Below are 20,621 nucleotides of genomic sequence, written 5' to 3' on the forward strand. Positions count from 1 at the left end.
CGTTTGAGCAGATCCGAACGGAGTTCGGATGCGGGGGTCCGGGGGCGAAGCCCCCGGTTTCGGGAAGGGGCGGGGTGGGGGGAAGAGGCCCGCCGCAGGCGCATCCCGCACCCCCACCGGACCCGCACCCGAGCGCGGACAACCCTCAGAGCTGCTGAGGCGTCCGCGTGGGCAGGCTCCACTGTTCGGCGATCGCGTTCCACAGCGGGGCAGCGTCCCGCTTGGCGATGGTCGCCTCGCCGCTGGCCTTGTTGCCCGCCTGCAGCTGAGGCGTCGCACGGGCCTTGCCCTTGGGACACCCCTTCTTACCGGCCACCTGATCGGCCCACGCCGCATAGTGCGTATCGGCCGAAGCGGACGCCTTCCAGGCCGTGTTGAGCGAATCCCGCAGCTGCTGATGCTGCGGGAGCTTGTCCGTCTTCAGCTCGGCGAGCCGCGTCACCAGGGAGTTCCGCTGCCCGGCCGCGTCCCGCAGATCCTGCGCGGCCTTGCCCAGGTTCTCGCAGCTCTTGATCGCCTCCACGGACCGGATCACCGCGTCCCGGCTGTTGTTGGAGTCGGCGAGCAGCTTGTCCAGGGCGACGGCCTGCGCCTTGGCCGGGTCGGCGGCGGGCTTCGAGGACTCGTTCTGCGCGGGCCCGGACGCGGCGGCCGGCTCGGGGTTCTCCTCGCCGCCCTCGTCGTCACCCCCGAGCAGCCCCATCAGGGCGCCCGCGGCGATCCCGACCGCGGCGATACCGATGCCGACCACGGCGAGCACCCGGCCCCGCGTCGGCCCGCTGTCGTCGTGGCGCGCCGCGGCCCGTCCGCCGCCGTGGCCCTGCCCGCCGTATCCCTGCCCGCCGTCGTATCGCTGCTGCGTACGCGGGGCGGGCGCGGGCTCCTGGAAGCGGGGCATCTGCTGCGTGGAGTCGGCCGGACCCTCGGCGGGCTCGCTGCGGAAGAGGCTGTCGAACTCGGCGGGCGGCTGCCGGTCCCCCGGCGCCCCGGGCCTGATCCCGTACGGCGCTCCGGCGGGCGCGGGCGGCACGGCGCCCTGAGGCATGCCGCCCTGGTGCATGCCGCCCTGAGCGGGCGGCATCGCGTTCTGCGCGGGCGGTACGGGCGGCAGGTACTGCGTGGCCTGGGCGTCCGGCCCCGCGGGCGGCTGCTGCGGCGCCTGCCGGCGGCCCAGGAGGTACGTGGACTCGGCGGGCTGCTCCGGAGGCAGGGCGCCGGGCGGTGCCTGCGGGGGCAAGTGCCGCCCCCCTGCGCCCATTTCGTGCGAATTGCCCATAATGGGCGGAATTATCTGCGTCAGCGCCTCATCGCCGCCGGACTGGCCGTGCGAACCCGGAGCGGGCATCTGCGGGGGCAACTGCGATGGCGAGCCCTGGGACACCTGAGGAGACGCCTGCGGGGGCATCTGCGGTATGGACTGCCCCGGTACGGGCGGTATGTACTGCGTCGCATCGGCATCCGAAGCGGGCGCGGCCGGCAGCCCCTGCCCCTCAGCCGAAGACGCCTGAGGCGCCTGGGGCGCCTGGGGCGCCTGGGGCGCCCCCCATGTCTGCCCCGCCACGGGCGCCGTCTCCGAGCCCGGCGCGGGCGCCGACCCCGGGCCCCAGGATCCGCCCCACGGCTGTCCGCCCGCGGGAACTGCGCCACCTGCGGGCTCCCCGTACATGCCGGGCGTCATGGGCGCACCGCCGTCGGCGGGCAGTACGACGCCTTCGTGGGCGGGCCGCGCCGCGGGAGACTGCGGCTCCTCGCCCTGTCCGCTCTGCGTCACCGGGACTCCTACCAATGGGGGAACTCTGGAATCGTCGGTTAACGCTACCGGCTCCCCAGTGGACGGCGGTACGCAGCTCCGTCCTGCCGTCCCGGCTGCACCACGTGCGACCGCTACGGCGCTGTTCCTGCCCGCCCGCGCCCGTTACGCGGCCTGGATCTCGAGCCGCGCCCCGAACTCCCTGACCACCGCCTCCTCACGGAACGGTTCGAGCCGCTGCTGCAGATCGTCCAGATACTCGGCACCACGGTTCGAGCGCAGCGTCCCGAGCAGCTCCACGGCGCGCATCCCCGTATGGCAGGCGTGCTCGACCTCACGCCGCTGCACCTGCGCCGAGGCGAGCAGCACCAGACCGATCGCCCGCCGGCGCACCCGCGACTCCGGCAGCCCGTCGAGCGCGTCGCGAGCCGCCCGCTCGGCGGCCTCCGCCTGGCCCAAGTCGCGGTAGCAGTGGGCGAGTTCATCGGCGAGATACGCGCGGTCGAAGTGCCGGATCCACACGGGGTCGTCGCCGGAGCCCGGCCCGGCCGCCTCGGCCCGCTCCATCGCCGCTTCGGCCCGCGCAACCACCAGCTGGGTCGTCCTGGCGTCCCCGAGCAGCGCGTGCCCGCGCGCCTCCGCCGCGTAGAACATGGACTCGGCGCGCGGCGTGACCCGCCCGCGCGCCCCTTCCTGCGCGGCCCGCGCCAGCTGGGCGATCTCGCGCGGATTACCGAGCTGCGCCGCCAAGTGGCTCATGGATGCGGCCAGTACGTATCCGCCGTAGCCGCGGTCGCCGGCTGCCTGCGCGAGCCGCAGCGCCTGGATGTAGTACCGCTGCGCGAGGCCTGGCTGTCCGGTGTCGATGGCCATGTAGCCCGCGAGCTCCGTCAACCGGGCCACCGCGGCGAAGAGTTCACGCCCCACGGCCTCCCGGTACGAGCCGGCGAGCAGCCCGGAGACCACGGAGTTGAGGTAGTGCACGACGACCGGACGTACGTGCCCGCTGCCGAATTGGTGGTCGAGCTGCGTGAGCGCCTCCGTCATCGCCCGTACCGCTTCGACATCCGCCGTACCGACCCGCGCGCCCGCCGAACGCGCCACCTGCTGGTCCATCGCCGTGATCAGCCAGTCGCGACTCGGCTCGACGAGCGCGGAGGCGGCGACCGACGAACCCGACAGGAAGTCGCGCCGACCCACGTCGCTGCGCCACAGCTCGCAGACCTGCTCGATCGCGCCGAGCACCGTCGGCGAGAACTGCAGGCCCACGCCCGAGGCGAGGTTCTTGCCGTTGGCCATGCCGATCTCGTCGATCGTGACCGTGCGGCCGAGTTTGCGCCCGAGCGCCTCGGCGATGATCGCGGGCGCCCTGCCGCGCGGCTGCTGCCCGCGCAGCCAGCGGGCCACCGAGGTCTTGTCGTAGCGCAGATCGAGTCCGTGCTCGGCACCGCACATGTTCACACGGCGCGCGAGCCCGGCATTGGAACAGCCGGCTTCCTGGATCAGCGCCTGCAGCCGTTCGTTCGGCTGCCGCGCTACGAGAGGCCTTGCGGCCATGGCGTACCCCCTGTGTGCGCCGAGTTGATCACTTTGGTGATCAATGCCCAGGTACGGAAGGGAAGATGCGGGCAAGTGCACAGGCCGTGATCGACCCCTCACTGCTGGCTACCCACACCCCGCTGCCGATCCCCATGCGCGCCCCCGCTCATGCACCCATGCGCCCCGTATGCAGGATCGATGCGCCTGTGCGGCGCGCGTACTGCCCGTAACCCGGGGTGAAAGCCGGAGTTGAACACTTCGTGGAAGAGACCATCACCCCCGCGACGGCCGATCTGATCCCCCAGCAGCGCGGCGAGACGCTGCTCGACACCGCCGTGCGGTATGCGGAGGAACGGCACTGGGACGTGTTCCCGGGCACCTGGCTCGAGATCCGCGAAGACTCCTCGGGCTCCGAGCGCTGCTCCTGCGAGACGCCCGGCTGCGCCCTGCCCGGTGCACACCCGGCCCGTGACGACTGGGCCACGCAGGCCACCGGCAGCGCCACGGTCGCGCGCCGGCTGTGGTCGAAACAGCCCAAGTCCTCGATCCTGCTGCCGACCGGGCGCACCTTCGACGCGCTCGACGTGCCGGAGACCGCGGGCTTCCTGGCGCTCGCCCGCCTGGAGCGCATGGAGTTGACGCTCGGTCCGGTGACGCTGACGCCGAACCGCCGGATGCAGTTCTTCGTGCTGCCCGGTGCGAGCGCCAAGATCCCCGATCTCGTACGGAAGCTCGGCTGGAGCCCGGCCGCCCTGGATCTGCGCACGCTCGGCGAGGGCGACTGGGTGGCCGCGCCCCCGACCCGCTTCGGCTCGCAGGGTTCGGTCCAGTGGGCGCGCCGCCCCACCCCGGCCAACCGCTGGCTCCCGGACGCCGAGGAACTGATCAGCGCGCTGGCCTACGCGTGCGGCCGCGAGGCGCGCAGGTAGGCGGGGAAAGGGACCGTTCGCGCCGCGGGAGTCCGGTACGCCGGGCACCTGGGGGCGCGGGCGGTCTTTTTGTCATGCCCGGCCGCGCTCAGCCCGTCCTGGTCGGGCAGCCCTCTCGCCCGTCACGCCCGGCCGCTCGGCCCGTCCTGGTCAGGCAGCCGCTATGCCGCGCGCGGGGTCACTCCGCTTGTCGCGCCCAGGGTCACTCCGCCAACACCCCGTCCAGGAACGGCTCCACCACGGCGCGCCAGCCCTCGGGCTGGTCGTAGTGGACGAGATGGCCCGCGTCCGGGACCTCCGCGTACTCGCCGCGCGGCAGCACCCGCACCATCTCCTGGGCCTCGGCGCGGCCCAGCTCACCGTCGAGGCCGCGGACCACCAGGGTGGGGCACTGGACCTGCGCCAGCTCCTCCCAGTGGGCTTCATAGACCCAGGTCTCGCGGGTGTTGAGCATCTGGTCGCGGTCGAAGACGGGGCGCCAGCCGTCCTCGGACTCGGTCATGACCTCGGCGTAGAAGTTGCCGCGCGCGGGGTTGGGGCGCTCGACCCAGGGGTCGTCCTCGCCGAACCACTTGCGGACGTCGCCGAGCGTGGCGAAGGGGACGGGCCAGGCCTGGAACCAGTCGGACCACTCGCGCTGCGAGGCGGCGCCGAGCGCCGAGGCGCGCATATCGCAGATGACGAGCCCGCTGACGAGATCGGGGCGGCGGGCGGCGAGCTGCCAGGCGGTCAGGGCGCCCATGGAGTGGCCGATGAGCACGGCGGGCGCGAGGTCGAGCTGGACGAGGGCGGCCTCGGCGTCGTCGACATAGGCCTCGCGGGTGAACGGGCCGCCGGCCGGCTTCTCGCTCTGGCCGTGGCCGCGCTGGTCGAGGGCGACCGCGCGATGCCGCGCGGAGAGCCAGCGGGCGGTGCCCGCCCAATGCGAAGCGCGGCCCATGAGGCCGTGCAATAACAGCACCCCGGGCTCATTGCCGAGCTCCGCGCGCTGCTTGTCGTCCTTGGGGGGATCGGCGAACTCCCAGGCCGCAAGGCGCACTCCGCCTGCTCCGGTCACGTCGATGCGCCGCACCATACGTCCTGGCACCCCCCTCGCTCGGGCCTCTTGCCGTCGTGCTCCCTGAACCCTGCCGTACGGCTAACGTACGGCCACGTTATCGAACCTCCATTCGAAAAAGCCCGATCGCCGGGCAACACCCCTCATTCGAGTGACAGCGCTCAAGGATTGACCGGCGCGGCCGAGGGGAGATCTTCAGCGGGAGGCGGACTGCTCGGGGAAGACGGTCCGACGGGATTGACCTTGAGAGCTCGGGGCTCCAGGTCAGCACAGGGGAGGACAGGCCCCGGCACCGCGAGGTGCCGGGGCCCTCTGTTGTACGGCTGCGGGTTGACGCGGCACTACGGCGGATGGGTGCGCTGCCTCGGCGGACACCCCGGCGGACGGATGCGACGCCCGGGCGGATGCGCACGGCCTGCGCGGGGCAGGCGTGCGCCGTCTCGCTACGGCGGGTCGTACGGCACATCCTCCCGCCCCTCCCTCGCCGGTGCCCACGCGGTCAAGAGCCCTCAGGTCATATGCCTCTGCCTCACGGACAGCCTCGCACTTAAATCGCCCGGGCGGGGCGATTCCGTCCGTGAATCTTGGAATCGCCTCGCCCAACTACCGTTCATCGAGAGGGAGTTGAGGCCACCGAGGTTCCATAGGCCCGAGAGAACGGTGTGCCGACGCTTCGCTCCGCGGGCTAGCGCTTCGCCACGAACACGTGCGAGGCGACCTCCGCGTCCAGCTCCGCCGCCTCCCCGCTGCTGCCGACCAGGACGCCGCCGGCGGCCTGGGTCACGCTGACCACGGCGCCGGGCTGCACACCCGCGCGGCGCAGCGTGTACATCAGCTGGGCGTCGGTCTGGATCGGCTCGCCGATCCGGCGGACGACCACGGTCTTGCCCTCGGTGCCCGGCTCCAGGTCGGCCAGGCTGACCATGCCCTCGTCGAGGAACGGGTCGGCCTCGGCCTTCTCGCCCAGCTCTTCGAGACCGGGGATCGGATTGCCGTACGGCGACTCGGTGGGGTGGCGCAGGAGCTCGAGCACGCGGCGCTCCACGGCCTCGCTCATGACGTGCTCCCAGCGGCAGGCCTCGGCGTGCACCTGCTCCCACTCCAGGCCGATCACGTCGACGAGCAGGCACTCCGCGAGGCGGTGCTTGCGCATCACGCGCGTGGCGAGCCTGCGGCCCTCGTCGGTCAGCTCCAGGTGGCGGTCCGCGGCCACGGAGACCAGGCCGTCGCGCTCCATGCGCGCGACCGTCTGGCTGACCGTCGGGCCGCTCTGGTCGAGCCGCTCGGCGATCCGGGCACGCATGGGGACCACACCTTCCTCCTCGAGCTCGAGGATGGTGCGGAGATACATCTCCGTGGTGTCGATCAGTCCGGACATACGTGCCCCTCGATGCAGTCTCGTCGCGTCAGGGCCTGTCTTGGCACCCCCGCCACCGCCCGGCGCCGGACGGGCGGGGGTGCCAAGACAGGTCCTAGCCCTGGACTCAATTCTGACGCATCGCACTGACAACCGTGCCGTGCGGGAGAATCCGGGCCCGGCAAGAGGGGCCCGGAGGCGCTCCGCAGGCGCATTCCCGGGGTCCGACAGGCCCCCGCCAGGGCTTTGCGCCGCCCCGATCACGGCCCTGCGCGGTCCCGCTCACGGCTCCGTGCCGCCCCGATCACGGCACGGCGCGGCCCTGAGCGACGCCCTGCCCGGCCCCGCTCACGCAGCGCCAGGTCGTATTGACACGGGCCTGGTCCAGACCGCAACGTGATCCGCGGCACGTTGGCACCCACCCCCGGAAAGGGGCCCCAGGCGATGAGCCCTTCCCGCGAGAACAAGCTCGCAGGCCAGTACTTCGACGCGGCCATCGGCCTGCTCGAGCGGGTGCGCGACGAGGAAGCCGGGAACATCACGGCGGCGGGCGGCCTGATCGCCGACACCGTCGAGGCGGGCGGGCGGCTCTTCGCGTTCGGCGCGGGCCACTCCTCGCTGGCCGCGCAGGACATCGTCTACCGCGCGGGCGGGCTCGCCCTGATGAACCTGCTCGCCGTCCCGGGCGTGGTCGGCGTGGACGTCATGCCGGCGACCCTCGGCTCCGCCCTGGAGCGGGTCGACGGGCTCGCGGGCGCGGTCCTCGACTCGTCCCCCGCGCAGCCCGGGGACGTCCTCGTGATCATCTCCCTGTCGGGCCGCAACGCCCTGCCGGTCGAGATGGCGATGAACGCGCAGGCCCTGGGCCTGAAGGTGATCGGCGTGACCTCGGTGGCGTACGCGACCGAGACCCGCTCGCGGCATGTCTCCGGCACGTATCTCAAGGACCACTGCGATGTCGTACTCGACAGCAAGATCGCGATCGGCGACGCGGAGCTGACGCTCGACGGGATCGAGGCGCCGTTCGCCCCGGCGTCCACGGTCGTCACCAGCGCCCTGCTCCAGGCCACGCTCGCGACGGCGGCGGGCGAGCTGGCCTCTCGCGGCATCGAGCCGCCGCTGCTCCGCTCGGGCAACGTGGACGGCGGCCACGAATGGAACGGCCGCGTCTTCGGCAAGTACCGGGACCGGATCTTCTACCGGCACTAGGGACCGGGACAGGCCTGATCAGCCCGCCGGCACCACCGCCGCCGGCTCCGAGCGCACCTGGTCGGCCAGGATGCCCAGGGCCGCCTGGGAGGGAGTGTCCGCCTCGGCCGTGTACGTGATCAGGGTCTGGTCCGGGTCGTCGGGGAGCTTGAGGGACTCGTAGGAGAGGGTGAACTCGCCCGCCGACGGATGGCGCAGGTGGTAGCCGCCGTGGGTCTTGTCCCGTACCTCCTGCGCGTCCCAGAGCGGCCCGAACTCCGGGCTGCGGGCGGTCAGTTCGGCGACCAGGGCCGCGAAGGACGGATCGCCGGGGTGACGGCCGAGGTCCATCCGCAGATACGCGACGATGTCCCGGGCCTTCACCGGCCAGTTCACGAACCGTGAGCGGACCTCGTCGTGGCAGAAGACCAGCCAGGCCTTGTTGCGCCGCTCGGCGGGCAGCTGCCCGAAGTCGGTGAGCAGGGCGGCCGCGAGAGGGTTCCAGGCCAGGATGTCGGTGCGGCGGCCGACGACGAACGCCGGGGTGTCCCGCATCGTCTCGAGCAGCCTGAGCAGCCCCGGCCGCACCCGCTGCGGTCCGGACACGGCCGCCGTACGCGCCGGGCGGTGCGCCGTGGCCCGCACCAGGGCGCGCAGATGGGCCAGTTCGTCCGTGTCCAGGCGGAGCACCTTCGCGATCGCGTCGACGATCTCGGCCGAGACGTTCTCGGCCCGCCCCTGCTCGAAGCGGATGTAGTACGGCGCGCTGACCCCGGCCAGCTGCGCCAGCTCCTCGCGCCGGAGCCCCGGTACGCGCCGCCGCCCGTAGTCGGGCACCCCCACGTCCTGCGGACGGATCCGGGCCCGGCGCGAACGCAGGAACGCGCCCAGGCCGGCGCCGGGCTCACCGGGAGCGTGGGACTGCTGCGGCATGAACGGCCTCCTGGACCTGCGGGCGGCGGGGTCCGTCGCGACGGCGGCCACGGCGGTGTGCCGCGCCATTACAGCAAGGGTCGGGCGAGGACTCCGTACGAGGGTGGTACTGGCAGAAGTACCTTCAAGGGAGGGCTGGGTAGCCCCCGCGGGCTCGCGATCCATGAGGATCGGCGCCGGGAAGCACGGCGCACGCACCCCGACTCGCAGGAGTGGACACCCTCATGAGCACGCTTCCCACCCTCCCCCTCGGCACCACCGGCATGCACATCACCCGTACGGGCTTCGGCTCCTGGGCCGTGTCCGGCCCCGGCTGGCCGTACAGCTGGGGCGCCACCGACGACGCGGACTCGCTCGCGGCGATCCGGCACGCCGTGGAGAGCGGGGTGAACTGGATCGACACCGCCGCCTACTACGGGCTCGGCCACTCCGAGGAAGTGGTCGCCAAGGCGCTCGCGTCCCTGCCGGCCGGCGACCGCCCGTATGTCTTCACCAAGGCGGGCCTGGTCGGCGACCCGGCGAACCCGACGGCGCCGGCGATCCGCACGATGAAGCCCGCGAGCGTACGGCGCGAACTCGAAGGCTCCCTCCGCCGGTTGGGCGTCGAGGCGATCGATCTGTACCAGGTGCACTGGCCCGACACCGGTGAGTCCTTCGCGTACTCCGGTGGGACCGACGGGGAAACAGTGTCGCCGAACGCGACCCCCCTCGAGGAGTACTGGCAGCTGATGGCCGATCTGAAGCGGGAGGGCAAGGTCCGGGCGATCGGGCTCTCCAACCACTCGGTGGCCGAGCTGGAGCGGGCGGAGGCGGTGGCGCACGTCGATGCGATCCAGCCGCCGTTCTCGGCCGTCAACCGTTCGGCGGCGGACACGATCGCGTGGGCCCGGGCGCACGACACGGGCGTCATCGTCTACTCGCCCATGCAGTCGGGGCTGTTGACGGGTGCGTTCACCGCCGAGCGCGCGGCCTCGCTCGGCGCGGACGACTGGCGCTCCACGCACCCCGACTTCACCACGCGCCTGGCCGCCAACCTCGCGCTCGCCGAGGCACTGCGCCCCGTGGCCGGGCGCCACGGGGTGAGCGTGGCCGAGGTCGCCGTCGCCTGGACGCTCGCGTGGCCGGGCCTCACGGGGGCAATCGTCGGCGCCCGTTCGGCCGCGCAGGTCGACGGCTGGCTCGGCGCGGGATCGCTCACGCTCACGGAGGCCGACCTGTCCGAGATCGCGGAGACGATCGTCCGTACGGGCGCGGGCGAGGGTCCGGCACGGGGGGCCTGACGGCCGCCTGCCCTCCGGGCCCTTACGAACCCCCCACCACCCCCGCCAGATCCACCGCCCCCGCCACCCGCGCGGCCACACTCTCCGCGTAGGTGGCGTCGGAGCGTTCGAACGGGGGGCGGCTGTCGCTGCGCAGGAAGGTGATGACGCCCAGCGTGCGGCCGCGGCTGCGCAGGACCGCACACAGGGCGTGCACCGTCGAGTCCGGCCACTGGCGGGCCTTCGCCCAGCCGCGGGCCGCGTCCTTGGCCGCCCCGCCCGCGGAGGCGCGGACGGAGCCCGCGCGCTGGACGCACTGGAACGCCGGATGGCCCTCCGGGTAACGGACCGGGATCCCGGCCATCGGGACCGGCAGGACCGGGCCCGGGGAGCCGACGGGACTGGCGGCCGCGCGCACAAGACGCGGCGGTTCGAGCGAGGTGACCAGGTCGATCAGGGCATGGTCGGCGAAGCCCGCGAGGGCGAAGTCCAGATGGACCGTCGCCGCCTCCATGGGGTCCTCGCACTCCCCCGCCGCACGCCCGGCACGGTGCAACTGATTGCTGCGGAAGCGCAGTTGGGCCGCCTCCTGCTCGACCACCTTCGCTTCCGTCACGTCCTGGAACAGCCAGCCCACACCCAACGGCACCGGCTCCTCCGCGAGCGGCGAGCCCAGGCGCAGGAACCCGCTGCGCCAGCAGCGCCGCTCCCCCGCACCCTGCGCGTCACCGCGTACGGACACCCACAGCTCGGCCGGCGCGGGCGGCGCGCCCTCGGCCAGTACATGGGTGAGCGCGCTCTCCAGCTCCTCGACGCCCTGCGTGAGCAGCTCCCCCAGCGGCCGTCCGAGCACCGCCGTACGCCCGACGCCCAGCGCACGCGCCGCATGCGCGTTCACCACGGCGGGCCGCAGATCCGCGTCGACCAGGACCACACCCCACGACGCGTCGTCGAACAGCGCCTCGCTCAGCGCGATCGAACGCTCCAGATCGATCTGGGCGTGCACCTCGCTGAACGCGCAGTAGAGACCGGCCGGTTTGCCGTCGGGCCCCGGCACGGCCGCCGACTGCGTCCGTACGAGCACCCGCCCGCCGTCCTTGGTCACCAGCGCGAACTCATGGACCTGCCGCCCCGGCGCGTGCATCGCCGCGAGCAGCCGCCCCTCGATCTCGTCCGCGTCCGCCGTGCGCACCGCCCAGCCCGCGAACCCCCGCCGCCCCACGGCCTCTTCGGGGCTCCAGCCGAGGATCCTGGCCGCCTCGCGATTCCAGTGCGTGACCACACCGTCCGCGTCGAACGCGCACAGCGCGGCGTCCATCCCGTCGAGAAGCGCGGCGAGCAGCTCGGCCGAGCCGGGCCCGCCGGTGCCGCTCGACGCCCCGGAACCGCCGCCCGGAGTACCGGAGTCGGCGCCGCCCGAGCCTTCGCCGGGGTTCTCGGGGTCCGTGGGCTGCGCAGTTCCACTGCGCCGGGAAGCACTCACCTGGCCACCCCCTGCAGGACGAGTCCACCTGTCGGCTTGCACTCATTCGGCTTGCACGCATTCGGCTTGCACCGCACACGGATCATTGAACTCGAACGTGACGCAGCCCACACCGGGTTCGCCGAAATCGTTGCGCCCCGGAAACGTCCCGCTCCTTCTCCGGGACCCGCCGTGGGAGTCTGGCGCCATGACCATCACTGTCCGCCCAGCCTCGGTCTTCGAAGACGTACGAGCCGTCATCGGGCCCAAGTCCCCTACCGCGAACGTCTGTTTCTGCCTGAGCTACCGGATCCCCTCGAAGATCGCCAACAACTTGCGCGAACCCGACCGCTCCGCCTTCGTCGCCGAGCTGTGCCGCGCGGAACCGGCCCCTGGCGTCCTCGCCTACGACGGCGAAGAGCCGGTCGGCTGGGCGGCGGTGGCCCCGCGCGCGGACACGACCTTCGCCCGCAACCGCAAGATCCCGCACGTGGACGAGCTGCCGGTCTGGTCCCTGTGGTGCATCCGCGTCCGCCCCGGCCACCGCAAGCAGGGCATCTCGCACGCCCTGATCGAGGGAGCGGTCGAGTTCGCCCGTACGAACGGTGCGCCGGCGATCGAGGCGTACCCACTGGACAACGGCGACGCACGGGTCGACCTGACCATGGCGTACGCGGGCCTGCGCAAGAACTTCGAACGCGCGGGCTTCACGCACGCAGCCGACACGACCTCGGTCCTCGCGGGCCACCCGAGGATTCTGATGCGGCTCGACCTGCGGTGACGGTGTTCGACCTGCAGTGATGCGGCTGCCGGAGATCGGAGCCCATCACTTGTACGGGTGTTCCCCAGCGGACACAACTATCCCTGGAATCAGTCTAGTTAAGCTCATATTTCACGAAAAGGGAGTTCACTCGCTCCTCGGTTTTCCAACCGATCCGGGTGATCAGCTCAAGTCGTCACACTTAGGAGAGGTGCCCTTGACGACTACGTCCCCTGCAGGTGAGCAGACACCCCAGGAGCAGGGCCGAAACGGCCCACGGCCACCCCGCAGTCACTGCGCGGGGCGCCGGCAGGGAACATGAGCGAGGGGAGACCGGCGCGGGAAGGCACCCAGCCCCGTCGGCGGCACGCGGAAGTTGCGCTCCGTGCGGCAACGACCGCAGAGACAGAGGCCGGTGACGGCCTCACTGTTCCAGGAGTGGCGAGGGGCGCTTCGAGGGTTTTCGTCCTGGCCAAGGGAGGGGAGCCACTGATGCCTTGTCACCCTGCCAGGGCTCGCGAGCTGCTTCGGCGGGGGCGGGCAGTCGTGCTGGGCAGGGCACCCTTCACGATTCGGCTCAAGGACCGCGAGCGGACTGATTCCCAAGCCGACGGCCTTCAACTGCGTATCGATCCAGGTTCCAAGGTGACGGGGTTCGCCCTCACTCAGGACAGGCGCGAGACTGCGAACGATGGGCCGGCCCGAGTGGTTCGCCGCGGTCTGATCGCGGTCGAGTTGCATCATCGAGGCGCCCGCATCCATGCCGGCCTGGTGCAGCGTGCCGCGTACCGCCGTCGGCGCCGGGTGGCGAACTGCCGTTACAGGGCGCCACGGTCGAGAAACCGTACGCGCCCTGAGGGTGGCTGCCTCCGTCCCTGCAGCATCGCGTCGACTCAACGGCGAACTTCAGCGCGCGCTTGTGCAGGTATGCACCTGTGGTGGAAATCCATGTCGAGCGGGTGGCATTCCGCAGTGAGAGCCCTGACGCAGGTTCCGAACAGACCACGGTCGTCCCTCGCCGGGCCCAGGTCTTCGCGAAATGGCATGGTGCCTGCGCCTATTGCGGCGTCACAGGCGTAACGCTGAACGTGGAACATATCCGCCCCCGTAGCCGTGGCGGAACGAACCGCGCGTCGAATCTTGTGCTGTCCTGCGTCCCTTGCAATCAGGCCAAAGGGTCCCTGCCGGTCGAGGTCTTCCTGGCCCGTACGCAAGAGCGGCTTGCCGAGATCCTCAACAGCTCAAGACCCCCCACTGGACCTTCCCGGCCAGATCCTGCTCGTGACGGCCATGGGCCGCGGCTCGTACGCACGCACCACACCGGAGCGCTTCGGCTTCCCGCGCCTGCACCGCACGCGCGGGAAGCGGCTGCACGGCTTCATCAGCGGGGATCTGGTGCGCGCCGAGGTCCCGAAGGGCAAGTGGGCGGGCACCCGAACGGGGGTCGTCGCGGTACGTGCCCGCGGACAGCACCGGGTCACAACGGCCCAAGGCCGTTTCGACATCTCGTACAAGCATCCGTCGCTGCTTCAGCGTGCGGATGGTCACAGCTACGCCATCGTGTGTGAGCCCGGGATGCAAACAGCTCGGAAAACGGGTTGAAGGCTCGCCGTCGGGTTCCTAGGGTGGGGCTCAATTCGGAGAGGAGGTGGTTCGGCAGATGAATTCACACCGGACGGAAGAGGTGGCTGCGGGCTAGCGGCCCGTTGTCGCATCCAGTGCGGTGCCGGACCAGTGCGGGAGCGATCCGCACAGCTGGCCAATCTCACGCAGTCACCCGACCCACGGGCCGCCGGTACGTCCGGCCGGCTTCCCGCCGTATTCACGGTGGGAACCATGGCCCGTGGGTCGTCTGCGTTTCCGGACGCGTCCTTGGCGCGGACCGCCCACCCCTCAGCCCTTGCTGACCGCCGTGAGGATCTCCGGCAGGCGCTGGGCCGCGCGGGGGGCCGAGAACCACAGGCCGAGGCGGGTGACGGCCCAGCCGTAGAGCGCGCCGGCCGGGAGCAGCAGCCAGGTCGAGTCCTCGGCGCCCGAGGCGTGCAGCCAGATGGCCAGGGCGATGAGCGGGGCGCAGAGCAGGGCCGAGGCGAGCATGCCGCCGAAGATGGAGATCCAGGCGAGGCCGGCCTGTCCCGGGGCCACGTTCTTGTAGCCCTCCTGCGGAATCGAGTACGGGAAGCGGGCCGAGCACCACGCACCCGTGGCGAGCATCGCGCCGAGCAGCGCGAAGGAGATGCCGAGTGCTTCCGGCAGGGGACGCCAGTCGCCGATGATCGCGGTCGTCACCAAGGTCACGAGCACGGTGTACGGGACGGTGATCAGCGCCAGCGCCAGGGCGCGGGCGCGCAGTTCGGTGTAGGCGTCGCGGGTCGTGGAGATGGTCTGGGCGACCATCCAGAAGGCCGAACTGTCCTGGCCGAACTGGTTGTACATCAGGATGCCGAGCATCCCCGCGGCGAAGCAGGCGAAGTAGACCGAGCCGGTGCCCTGCAGGGCGTTGAAGACCGGGACGATCAGTCCGATGGCGAGCGAAGTCACCCAGGCGGCTTTGGTCTTGGGGTCGCGCCAGACGTAGCGCAGGGTGCGTTCCATGACGGTGCCGGTGCGGCCCCCGGGCAGGAGACGGGTCAGGCCGTGGGCGCGTGCACGGGTGCGGGTGGGTTCGGCCGCCTGCAGCGTGGAGCCGTCGGGGGTGGTCATGAGGCGGGTGAGGCTGCGCTGCCAGTACGCGATGAGTGCGGCCAACACGACGACACAGAGCGCGAGTTGGGCGAGGCCCGTACCGTACGATCCCTGCGCCACGGAGTCGACGGCGCCGAGCGCTGACGCGGGCGGGATCCAGCGGGCGATGTCCGCGGCCGGGTCGAGGCGGGACAGGCCGCCGGAGCGGCCGAGGCTCTGGATGCCGAAGTTGACGACCTGGATGCCGACGGCGATCACGAGGCCGCTGAGCACGGCGAGGTCGCGGCCCTTGCGGCTGGAGAGCAGCCGCAGGTTGGCGGAGGCGACGGTGCGGGCGAGCGCGACGCAGAGCAGCAGGGTGAGCGCGATCGCGAGGACGCCGGTGAGCGCGGCGGCCGTGGTCTGTGCGACGGCGACGACCGAACCGGCCGCGAGGCAGAGGGTGAAGAGGGGTCCGATGCCGACGAGCGAGGAGGCGAGCAGCGCGCGCACGAGCGGGCGCGGGCGCAGCGGGAGCATCACCAGGCGGGTGGCGTCGAGGGTTTCGTCGCCACTCGGGAAGAAGAGCGGCATGAACGCCCAGCCGAGGGCGAGCACCGCGACGAGCAGCACCACGAGGGTGGCGGCGTGTTCGTTGCCGCGCAGCGCGATCAGGCCGATGAGCTGCAGGGCGGCGAAGAGCAGGGTGACGGCCACGGAGGCGATGTAGGCGGCGCGGCGCCCCGCGGACTGGCGCAGGCCGTTGCGCAGGAGGGCCAGCTTGAGGCTGACGAAGGTACGGGTGAGGCCCGGGGTGCGGGTGGGACTCGGGGTGCGGGCAGGGGCCGGCGTGGGCGGGGTGCGCGGGGTGGTCATGACGGGGTGCCGCCGGTCGACCCGAGCCAGTCGAGGGTGTCGCCGTTCGCACGGTCCCCCGCGCCGACGAGTTCGAGGAAGGCGCTCTGCAGGCTGGGGGCGTCGCCCCGTACGTCGGCGAGCGTGCCCTGGGCGCGGATGCGGCCCGCGGCCATGACGGCGACCCAGTCGCAGAGGGACTCGACGAGTTCCATGACGTGGCTGGAGAAGACGACGGTGGCGCCGGAGGCGGTGTAGCGCTCCAGGACTCCGCGGATGGTCTGCGCGGAGACGGGGTCGACGCCCTCGAACGGCTCGTCGAGGAAGAGGACTTCGGGGTTGTGCAGGAGAGCGGCGGCGAGGCCGATCTTCTTGCGCATGCCGGTGGAGTAGTCGACGACGAGTTTGTGCTGGGCGCCGGTGAGGTCGAGGACGTCGAGGAGCTGGCTGGTGCGCTTCTCTACGTCCTGCGACGGGAGGCCGCGAAGGCGTCCGGTGTACGTGAGGAGTTCGCGTCCGCTCAGGCGCTCGAAGAGCCTCAGCCCTTCCGGGAGTACGCCGATTCTCGCCTTGACGTCGGCGGGGTCCTGCCAGACGTCGTGGCCGGTGATGTGGACGGTGCCCATGTCGGGGCGGAGCAGGCCCGTGATCATGGAGAGGGTGGTGGTCTTGCCCGCTCCGTTGGGGCCTACGAGGCCGATGAATTTTCCGGCGGGGAGGGTGAGGTCGATGCCGGCTACGGCGACTTGTTCGCCGAACCTCTTCCACAGTTGGGTGACTTGTACGGCTGGGGTGGGTGGCACGGGGGCCTCTCGTCGCTTCGTGGTGGGGTGGGGGTGCGGGTGCGTGGCGCCTGCGGCGGGCTACTTTCCCCTACCCGCCCCTTCCCGAAACTGGGGCTCCGCCCCAGACCCCGACGTCAGCCCCTGCGGCGCTTGAGCAGATCCGAGCGAAGCTCGGATGCGGGGGTCCGGGGGCGGAGCCCTCGGTTTCGGGAAGGGGCGGGGTGGGGGAAGAGGCCCGCCGCAGGCGCAACGACCCGCACCCGGCGGCGTACCCGCACCCGGGGCCATGCGGGGGCTCCGCCCCCTGCACCCCCGGAGCGCGGGGCACCGAACCGCACCCCCGCAGCGCGGGACACCGAACTGGACCCCCGCCGCGCGGGGCACCGAACCACACCCCCGCAGCGCGGGACACCGAACTGGACCCCCGCCGCGCGGGGCACCGAACCGCAGCCCCACAGCGCGGGCACCGAGCAGCCCCGGCCACGGGCACGAGGCAGCCCCGGCAGCCGCAGCCGCGCGGCCACCCCTACGCCGGCGTGAACCCCCGTACAGACTCCGGGCTCCGCGACGGCGGCCCCACGTAGCGGGCCGAGGGGCGGACCAAGCGGCCCGTGCGCTTCTGCTCCAGGATGTGGGCCGACCACCCGGCCGTACGGGCACACGTGAACATCGACGTGAACATGTTCGCGGGCACCTCCGCGAAGTCGAGCACGATCGCGGCCCAGAACTCCACGTTGGTCGCCAGGACCCGGTCGGGCCGCCGGGCGTGCAGCTCCGCGAGGGCCGCCTTCTCCAGCGCCTCCGCCACCTCGTAGCGCGGCGCCCCCAGCTCACGGGCCGTACGGCGAAGGACGCGCGCCCGCGGGTCCTCCGCGCGGTACACGCGGTGCCCGAAGCCCATGAGCCGCTCACCACGGTCGAGCGCATTGCGGACGTACGCGTCCGCGTCCCCCGTACGCTCGATCTCCTCGATCATCCCGAGGACGCGGGAGGGCGCACCGCCGTGCAGCGGACCGGACATCGCGCCGACCGCTCCCGAGAGCGCCGCGGCCACATCCGCGCCCGTCGAGGCGATGACACGCGCCGTGAACGTCGAGGCGTTCATGCCGTGTTCGGCCGCCGAGGTCCAGTACGCGTCGACGGCGGCGACATGCTTCGGGTCGGGCTCGCCGCGCCAGCGGATCATGAAGCGCTCGACGACCGACGCGGCCTTGTCGATCTCGCGCTGCGGCACCATCGGCTGCCCCTGCCCGCGCGCCGACTGCGCCACGTACGAGAGCGCCATCACGGCCGCGCGCGCGAGGTCGTCGCGGGCCTGGGCGGCATCGATGTCGAGGAGGGGTTTGAGGCCCCATACGGGTGCGAGCATCGCGAGCGCGGACTGCACGTCCACGCGGACGTCACCGGAGTGCACGGGGATCGGGAAGGGTTCGGCGGGCGGCAGTCCCGGGTTGAACGCGCCGTCGACCAGGAGACCCCAGACGTTGCCGAAGGAGACATGGCCGACCAGGTCCTCGATATCGACACCGCGATAGCGGAGCGCGCCCCCTTCCTTGTCCGGTTCGGCGATCTCCGTTTCGAACGCGATGATCCCTTCGAGCCCAGGGACGAAGTCGGACATCAGGCGGCTCCTCATGATGTGTACGACGAGACGAGTTGACGTGGTGCACGGTCTCCCGAGGTGACGGGCTACCGCTGGTGACGGTGGGGCGGTGATGACCAGGCGTCAGAAGCAGGTGCCCACAGTCCGGTTCCGCGGTCACTCGCGACTCGCGGTCCGCCCATGGCCATCCCGGTGATGCCCCGTGCGGCAGGACGATATCCCTCGGTGCCACCGATGGGGAGAGTTCACGGCACTGAGTGCCGCGAACCACACTCGTGCGGGGCGCTCCGGTACGTCAGGATGACGGCGTGAACGACCGACAGGACCATGCTCCGGACCCCGCCGCGATGCGCAAGCAGTACCGCACGGACGGCCTCGACGAACACGAGGTCGCTCCCGGACCCATGGCGCAGTTCGACCTCTGGTTCGCGGCGGCCACCGCGGCCGGTCTGCACGAGCCGAACGCCATGGTCGTCTCGACCGCCGACGCGGACGGCCGCCCGAGCTCGCGGACCGTCCTGCTCAAAGGGTACGACGAGCGGGGGTTCGTCTTCTACACGAACTACGAGTCGCGGAAAGGGCGGGAGATCGGCGCCAATCCGTATGTCTCGCTGCTCTTCCCCTGGCACCCGATCGCCCGCCAGGTGATCGTCACGGGCCGCGCCGAGCGCGTCGGGCGCGACGAGACCGCCGCGTACTTCCGCTCGCGGCCGCACGGCTCGCAGCTCGGGGCGTGGGCGAGCGCGCAGTCCTCGGTGATCGGGTCGCGGGAGGAACTGGAGGGCGCTTACGAGGAGTTGGCGGCGCGCTATCCGGAGGGCGGGCAGGTGCCGGTGCCCCTGCACTGGGGCGGCTTCCTCGTCGTACCGGAGGCGGTGGAGTTCTGGCAGGGCCGCGAGAACCGGCTTCACGACCGGCTGCGGTACGTGGACGAGGGCGGGGTGTGGGGGGTGCAGCGGCTCTCCCCCTGACGCGCGCCGGCTAGCTCAGGGCCTCGTCGAGCAGCAGGCCCCACTGCCGTACGACGCGTTCGCGGCGGCCCGTGTCGTCGGTGAGGACGTTGGCGAGGCCCAGGCCGCGGGCCATGTCGAGCAGGCCCTGGACGGTTTCGCGGACACCGGGGCGTGACTCGTCGGCGTCGAGGAGACGTACGGCGATGCGGTGGGTCTCGCGGCCGACGCGGCCCTCGAGTTCGGCGACCCGGGCGTGCAGCGCCTCCTCGTGCGAGGCCGCCACCCACAGGTGGAGCGCGGCGCGGAACAGCGGTCCGGTGTAGAGGTCCACGAGCGCCGCGACCACCTCGGCGCGTGAGGTGGCGGACAGCTCGCGCAGGGCGTGGGAGCGCTGCTCGGCCACGTACTCGACGGCGGCCGTGAACAGGTCCTCGCGGGTGGGGAAATGGTGCTGTGCGGCGCCCCGGGAGACCCCGGCGCGCTCGGCGACGACGGAGACCGTGGAGCGCGCCCAGCCGAGCTCGGCGAGGCAGGCGACGGCGGCTTCGAGGAGGCGTTGCCGTGTCGCGCGGCTGCGGTCCTGCTTCGGGGCGCGGTCCGTGCGCTCGGCCGGAGTCGTCGGTGTCACAGCACCCATGCGGCATCCCGTCGTTCGAAGAATGCGGTCATGCCCTCGCGCGCGGGGGCCGAGGCGAACAGGGACGCCGACTTCTGCACCAGGTCCTCCGCATCGCGCTCGAAGGCTTCCAGGACTCTAGCGTTGACCAGGCGTTTCGCCTCCGCCAGGCCCTGCGGTGCCGCCTTGCGGAAGGCCTCGCAGGCGGCCGCGACGGCTGCCTCCAGATCGTCGGTGGCCTCGGTGATCAGTCCGATACGGGCGGCCTCCGCCGCATCGAAGCGCTCCCCGGTGAGGTAGTAGCGGGATGCGGCCCTCGCGTCCATACGGGGCAGCAGGGTCAGCGAGATGATCGCGGGCGCCACTCCGATACGGACCTCCGTGAACGCGAAGGTGGAGGCGGTGGAGGCGAGCACCAGGTCGCAGGCGCCGAGCAGGCCGAGACCGCCGGCCCGCGTGGAGCCGTCCACGCGGGCGAGGACGGGCTTGGGGAGTTCGACGAGGGCGCGCAGCAGGTCGACGAAGGCGTAGGGGTTGGCCGGCGACTTGAGGTCGGCGCCCGCGCTGAAGGTGGGGCCCTCGTGGGTGAGGACGATCGCCCTGACGTCCTGGTCGACGGAGGCTCGGCGGAGGGCGCCGGCGAGGTCGGCGACGAGGTCGGCGGAGAGGGCGTTGCGGTTCTCCGGGTTGTTGAGGGTGAGGGTGGTGATGCCGCGGTCGTTCGTCGAGGTGAGGTGTCGCATGGGTGCCCTTCTGTGGTGCGGTCTCGTCGGCGCGTACGGGTGGGTGAGGGGCGGGTGGGGGCCTGCGGCCGGCCTTTCCCCCCTACCCGCCCCTTCCCGAAACTGGGGCTTCGCCCCAGACCCCGCATCCGAACTTCGCTCGGATCTCCTCAAACGCCGGAGGGGCTG

The 20,621-nt window shown here is 72.0% G+C and carries 17 protein-coding genes and 1 pseudogene; 7 read left to right on the forward strand and 11 right to left on the reverse strand.

Features of this window, described 5'->3' with window-relative positions; translation table 11 throughout:
* Positions 1 to 145 precede the first annotated feature (145 nt).
* Both H9Y04_RS28205 and H9Y04_RS28210 read right to left on the reverse strand, forming a co-directional pair.
* A complete protein-coding gene (locus H9Y04_RS28205; RefSeq protein ID WP_306660186.1) occupies positions 146 to 1,237 on the reverse strand; it encodes a hypothetical protein in 1,092 nt (363 codons plus the stop codon).
* Positions 1,238 to 1,915: 678 nt separating this feature from the next.
* Positions 1,916 to 3,307, reverse strand: a complete 1,392-nt coding sequence (locus H9Y04_RS28210) for an NsdA family TPR-like regulatory protein (protein ID WP_187816882.1) — start codon at positions 3,305 to 3,307, stop codon at positions 1,916 to 1,918.
* Positions 3,308 to 3,549: 242 nt separating this feature from the next.
* Between H9Y04_RS28210 and H9Y04_RS28215 the strand changes: the two genes are divergently transcribed.
* Entirely contained in the window at positions 3,550 to 4,218 is a 669-nt protein-coding gene (locus H9Y04_RS28215; RefSeq protein WP_187816883.1) for a bifunctional DNA primase/polymerase, read from the forward strand.
* A 202-nt stretch (positions 4,219 to 4,420) separates the two neighbouring features.
* Here H9Y04_RS28215 and H9Y04_RS28220 read toward each other — a convergent pair whose 3' ends face one another.
* Both H9Y04_RS28220 and H9Y04_RS28225 read right to left on the reverse strand, forming a co-directional pair.
* Positions 4,421 to 5,293, reverse strand: a complete 873-nt coding sequence (locus tag H9Y04_RS28220) for an alpha/beta fold hydrolase (protein ID WP_187816884.1) — start codon at positions 5,291 to 5,293, stop codon at positions 4,421 to 4,423.
* A gap of 667 nt (positions 5,294 to 5,960) precedes the next feature.
* Positions 5,961 to 6,653: an iron-dependent transcriptional repressor DtxR gene (locus H9Y04_RS28225; protein WP_052579321.1), complete on the reverse strand. Its 693-nt coding sequence runs from the start codon at positions 6,651 to 6,653 to the stop codon at positions 5,961 to 5,963.
* A gap of 423 nt (positions 6,654 to 7,076) precedes the next feature.
* Between H9Y04_RS28225 and H9Y04_RS28230 the strand changes: the two genes are divergently transcribed.
* Positions 7,077 to 7,841 (forward strand): SIS domain-containing protein, encoded by a 765-nt coding sequence (locus tag H9Y04_RS28230; protein WP_187816885.1) that lies wholly within the window; start codon positions 7,077 to 7,079, stop codon positions 7,839 to 7,841.
* Positions 7,842 to 7,859: 18 nt separating this feature from the next.
* Here the strand turns inward: H9Y04_RS28230 and H9Y04_RS28235 are convergent, their stop codons facing one another.
* A complete protein-coding gene (locus H9Y04_RS28235; protein WP_187816886.1) occupies positions 7,860 to 8,753 on the reverse strand; it encodes a helix-turn-helix domain-containing protein in 894 nt (297 codons plus the stop codon).
* 224 nt (positions 8,754 to 8,977) lie between these two features.
* Here H9Y04_RS28235 and H9Y04_RS28240 point away from each other — a divergent pair, with 224 nt between their 5' ends.
* Positions 8,978 to 10,033 (forward strand): aldo/keto reductase, encoded by a 1,056-nt coding sequence (locus H9Y04_RS28240; protein WP_214661691.1) that lies wholly within the window; start codon positions 8,978 to 8,980, stop codon positions 10,031 to 10,033.
* 22 nt (positions 10,034 to 10,055) lie between these two features.
* Here H9Y04_RS28240 and H9Y04_RS28245 read toward each other — a convergent pair whose 3' ends face one another.
* A complete protein-coding gene (locus tag H9Y04_RS28245; RefSeq protein ID WP_187816887.1) occupies positions 10,056 to 11,495 on the reverse strand; it encodes a PAS domain-containing protein in 1,440 nt (479 codons plus the stop codon).
* Positions 11,496 to 11,682: 187 nt separating this feature from the next.
* On the opposite strand from H9Y04_RS28245, the gene H9Y04_RS28250 reads away from it, so the two are divergent.
* The 3 genes and pseudogenes from H9Y04_RS28250 to H9Y04_RS46975 all read left to right on the forward strand — a co-directional run bounded on the left by H9Y04_RS28250 (position 11,683) and on the right by H9Y04_RS46975 (position 13,836).
* Positions 11,683 to 12,255: a GNAT family N-acetyltransferase gene (locus tag H9Y04_RS28250; RefSeq protein ID WP_187816888.1), complete on the forward strand. Its 573-nt coding sequence runs from the start codon at positions 11,683 to 11,685 to the stop codon at positions 12,253 to 12,255.
* Positions 12,256 to 12,726: 471 nt separating this feature from the next.
* Positions 12,727 to 13,367 (forward strand): annotated as a pseudogene (gene iscB, locus H9Y04_RS46970) (RNA-guided endonuclease IscB); the annotation flags it as partial.
* A gap of 148 nt (positions 13,368 to 13,515) precedes the next feature.
* Positions 13,516 to 13,836 (forward strand): hypothetical protein, encoded by a 321-nt coding sequence (locus H9Y04_RS46975; RefSeq protein ID WP_236071633.1) that lies wholly within the window; start codon positions 13,516 to 13,518, stop codon positions 13,834 to 13,836.
* A 291-nt stretch (positions 13,837 to 14,127) separates the two neighbouring features.
* On the opposite strand, the gene H9Y04_RS28260 is transcribed toward H9Y04_RS46975, so the two are convergent.
* From H9Y04_RS28260 to H9Y04_RS28270, 3 genes are all read right to left on the reverse strand, one after another.
* Positions 14,128 to 15,774, reverse strand: coding sequence for a transporter (locus H9Y04_RS28260; RefSeq protein ID WP_236071569.1), 1,647 nt, complete (start codon positions 15,772 to 15,774; stop codon positions 14,128 to 14,130).
* The gene (locus H9Y04_RS28265; RefSeq protein WP_187816889.1) at positions 15,771 to 16,556 is read right to left on the reverse strand and encodes an ABC transporter ATP-binding protein; all 786 of its coding nucleotides are present in this window, start codon (positions 16,554 to 16,556) and stop codon (positions 15,771 to 15,773) included. The genes H9Y04_RS28260 and H9Y04_RS28265 overlap by 4 nt, the downstream gene beginning before the upstream one ends.
* Before the next feature lie 508 nt (positions 16,557 to 17,064).
* Positions 17,065 to 18,159, reverse strand: coding sequence for a citrate synthase 2 (locus H9Y04_RS28270; RefSeq protein ID WP_187816890.1), 1,095 nt, complete (start codon positions 18,157 to 18,159; stop codon positions 17,065 to 17,067).
* A gap of 329 nt (positions 18,160 to 18,488) precedes the next feature.
* On the opposite strand from H9Y04_RS28270, the gene pdxH reads away from it, so the two are divergent.
* Positions 18,489 to 19,112 (forward strand): pyridoxamine 5'-phosphate oxidase, encoded by a 624-nt coding sequence (gene pdxH / locus H9Y04_RS28275; protein ID WP_187817082.1) that lies wholly within the window; start codon positions 18,489 to 18,491, stop codon positions 19,110 to 19,112.
* 10 nt (positions 19,113 to 19,122) lie between these two features.
* Here pdxH and H9Y04_RS28280 read toward each other — a convergent pair whose 3' ends face one another.
* Both H9Y04_RS28280 and H9Y04_RS28285 read right to left on the reverse strand, forming a co-directional pair.
* Positions 19,123 to 19,731, reverse strand: a complete 609-nt coding sequence (locus H9Y04_RS28280) for a TetR/AcrR family transcriptional regulator (RefSeq protein WP_187816891.1) — start codon at positions 19,729 to 19,731, stop codon at positions 19,123 to 19,125.
* Complete coding sequence (locus tag H9Y04_RS28285; protein WP_187816892.1) at positions 19,719 to 20,453, reverse strand: enoyl-CoA hydratase family protein; 735 nt, start codon at positions 20,451 to 20,453, stop codon at positions 19,719 to 19,721. The genes H9Y04_RS28280 and H9Y04_RS28285 overlap by 13 nt, the downstream gene beginning before the upstream one ends.
* Between the last annotated feature and the right edge of the window lie 168 nt (positions 20,454 to 20,621).

Origin of the sequence: Streptomyces polyasparticus (assembly GCF_014493765.1) — a bacterium.
In the GTDB taxonomy this organism is placed as follows: domain Bacteria; phylum Actinomycetota; class Actinomycetes; order Streptomycetales; family Streptomycetaceae; genus Streptomyces; species Streptomyces polyasparticus.

Bases quoted from the DNA above. Each gene is read 5' to 3' on its own strand.
- H9Y04_RS28240 (WP_214661691.1), top strand. From the start codon at position 8,978: ATGAGCACGCTTCCCACCCTCCCCCTCGGCACCACCGGCATGCACATC.
- H9Y04_RS28260 (WP_236071569.1), bottom strand. From the start codon at position 15,774: ATGACCACCCCGCGCACCCCGCCCACGCCGGCCCCTGCCCGCACCCCG.
- H9Y04_RS28270 (WP_187816890.1), bottom strand. From the start codon at position 18,159: ATGTCCGACTTCGTCCCTGGGCTCGAAGGGATCATCGCGTTCGAAACG.
- H9Y04_RS28285 (WP_187816892.1), bottom strand. From the start codon at position 20,453: ATGCGACACCTCACCTCGACGAACGACCGCGGCATCACCACCCTCACC.
- H9Y04_RS28225 (WP_052579321.1), bottom strand. From the start codon at position 6,653: ATGTCCGGACTGATCGACACCACGGAGATGTATCTCCGCACCATCCTC.
- H9Y04_RS28250 (WP_187816888.1), top strand. From the start codon at position 11,683: ATGACCATCACTGTCCGCCCAGCCTCGGTCTTCGAAGACGTACGAGCC.
- H9Y04_RS28280 (WP_187816891.1), bottom strand. From the start codon at position 19,731: ATGGGTGCTGTGACACCGACGACTCCGGCCGAGCGCACGGACCGCGCC.
- H9Y04_RS28220 (WP_187816884.1), bottom strand. From the start codon at position 5,293: ATGGTGCGGCGCATCGACGTGACCGGAGCAGGCGGAGTGCGCCTTGCG.
- pdxH (WP_187817082.1), top strand. From the start codon at position 18,489: ATGCGCAAGCAGTACCGCACGGACGGCCTCGACGAACACGAGGTCGCT.
- H9Y04_RS28210 (WP_187816882.1), bottom strand. From the start codon at position 3,307: ATGGCCGCAAGGCCTCTCGTAGCGCGGCAGCCGAACGAACGGCTGCAG.
- H9Y04_RS28230 (WP_187816885.1), top strand. From the start codon at position 7,077: ATGAGCCCTTCCCGCGAGAACAAGCTCGCAGGCCAGTACTTCGACGCG.
- H9Y04_RS28235 (WP_187816886.1), bottom strand. From the start codon at position 8,753: ATGCCGCAGCAGTCCCACGCTCCCGGTGAGCCCGGCGCCGGCCTGGGC.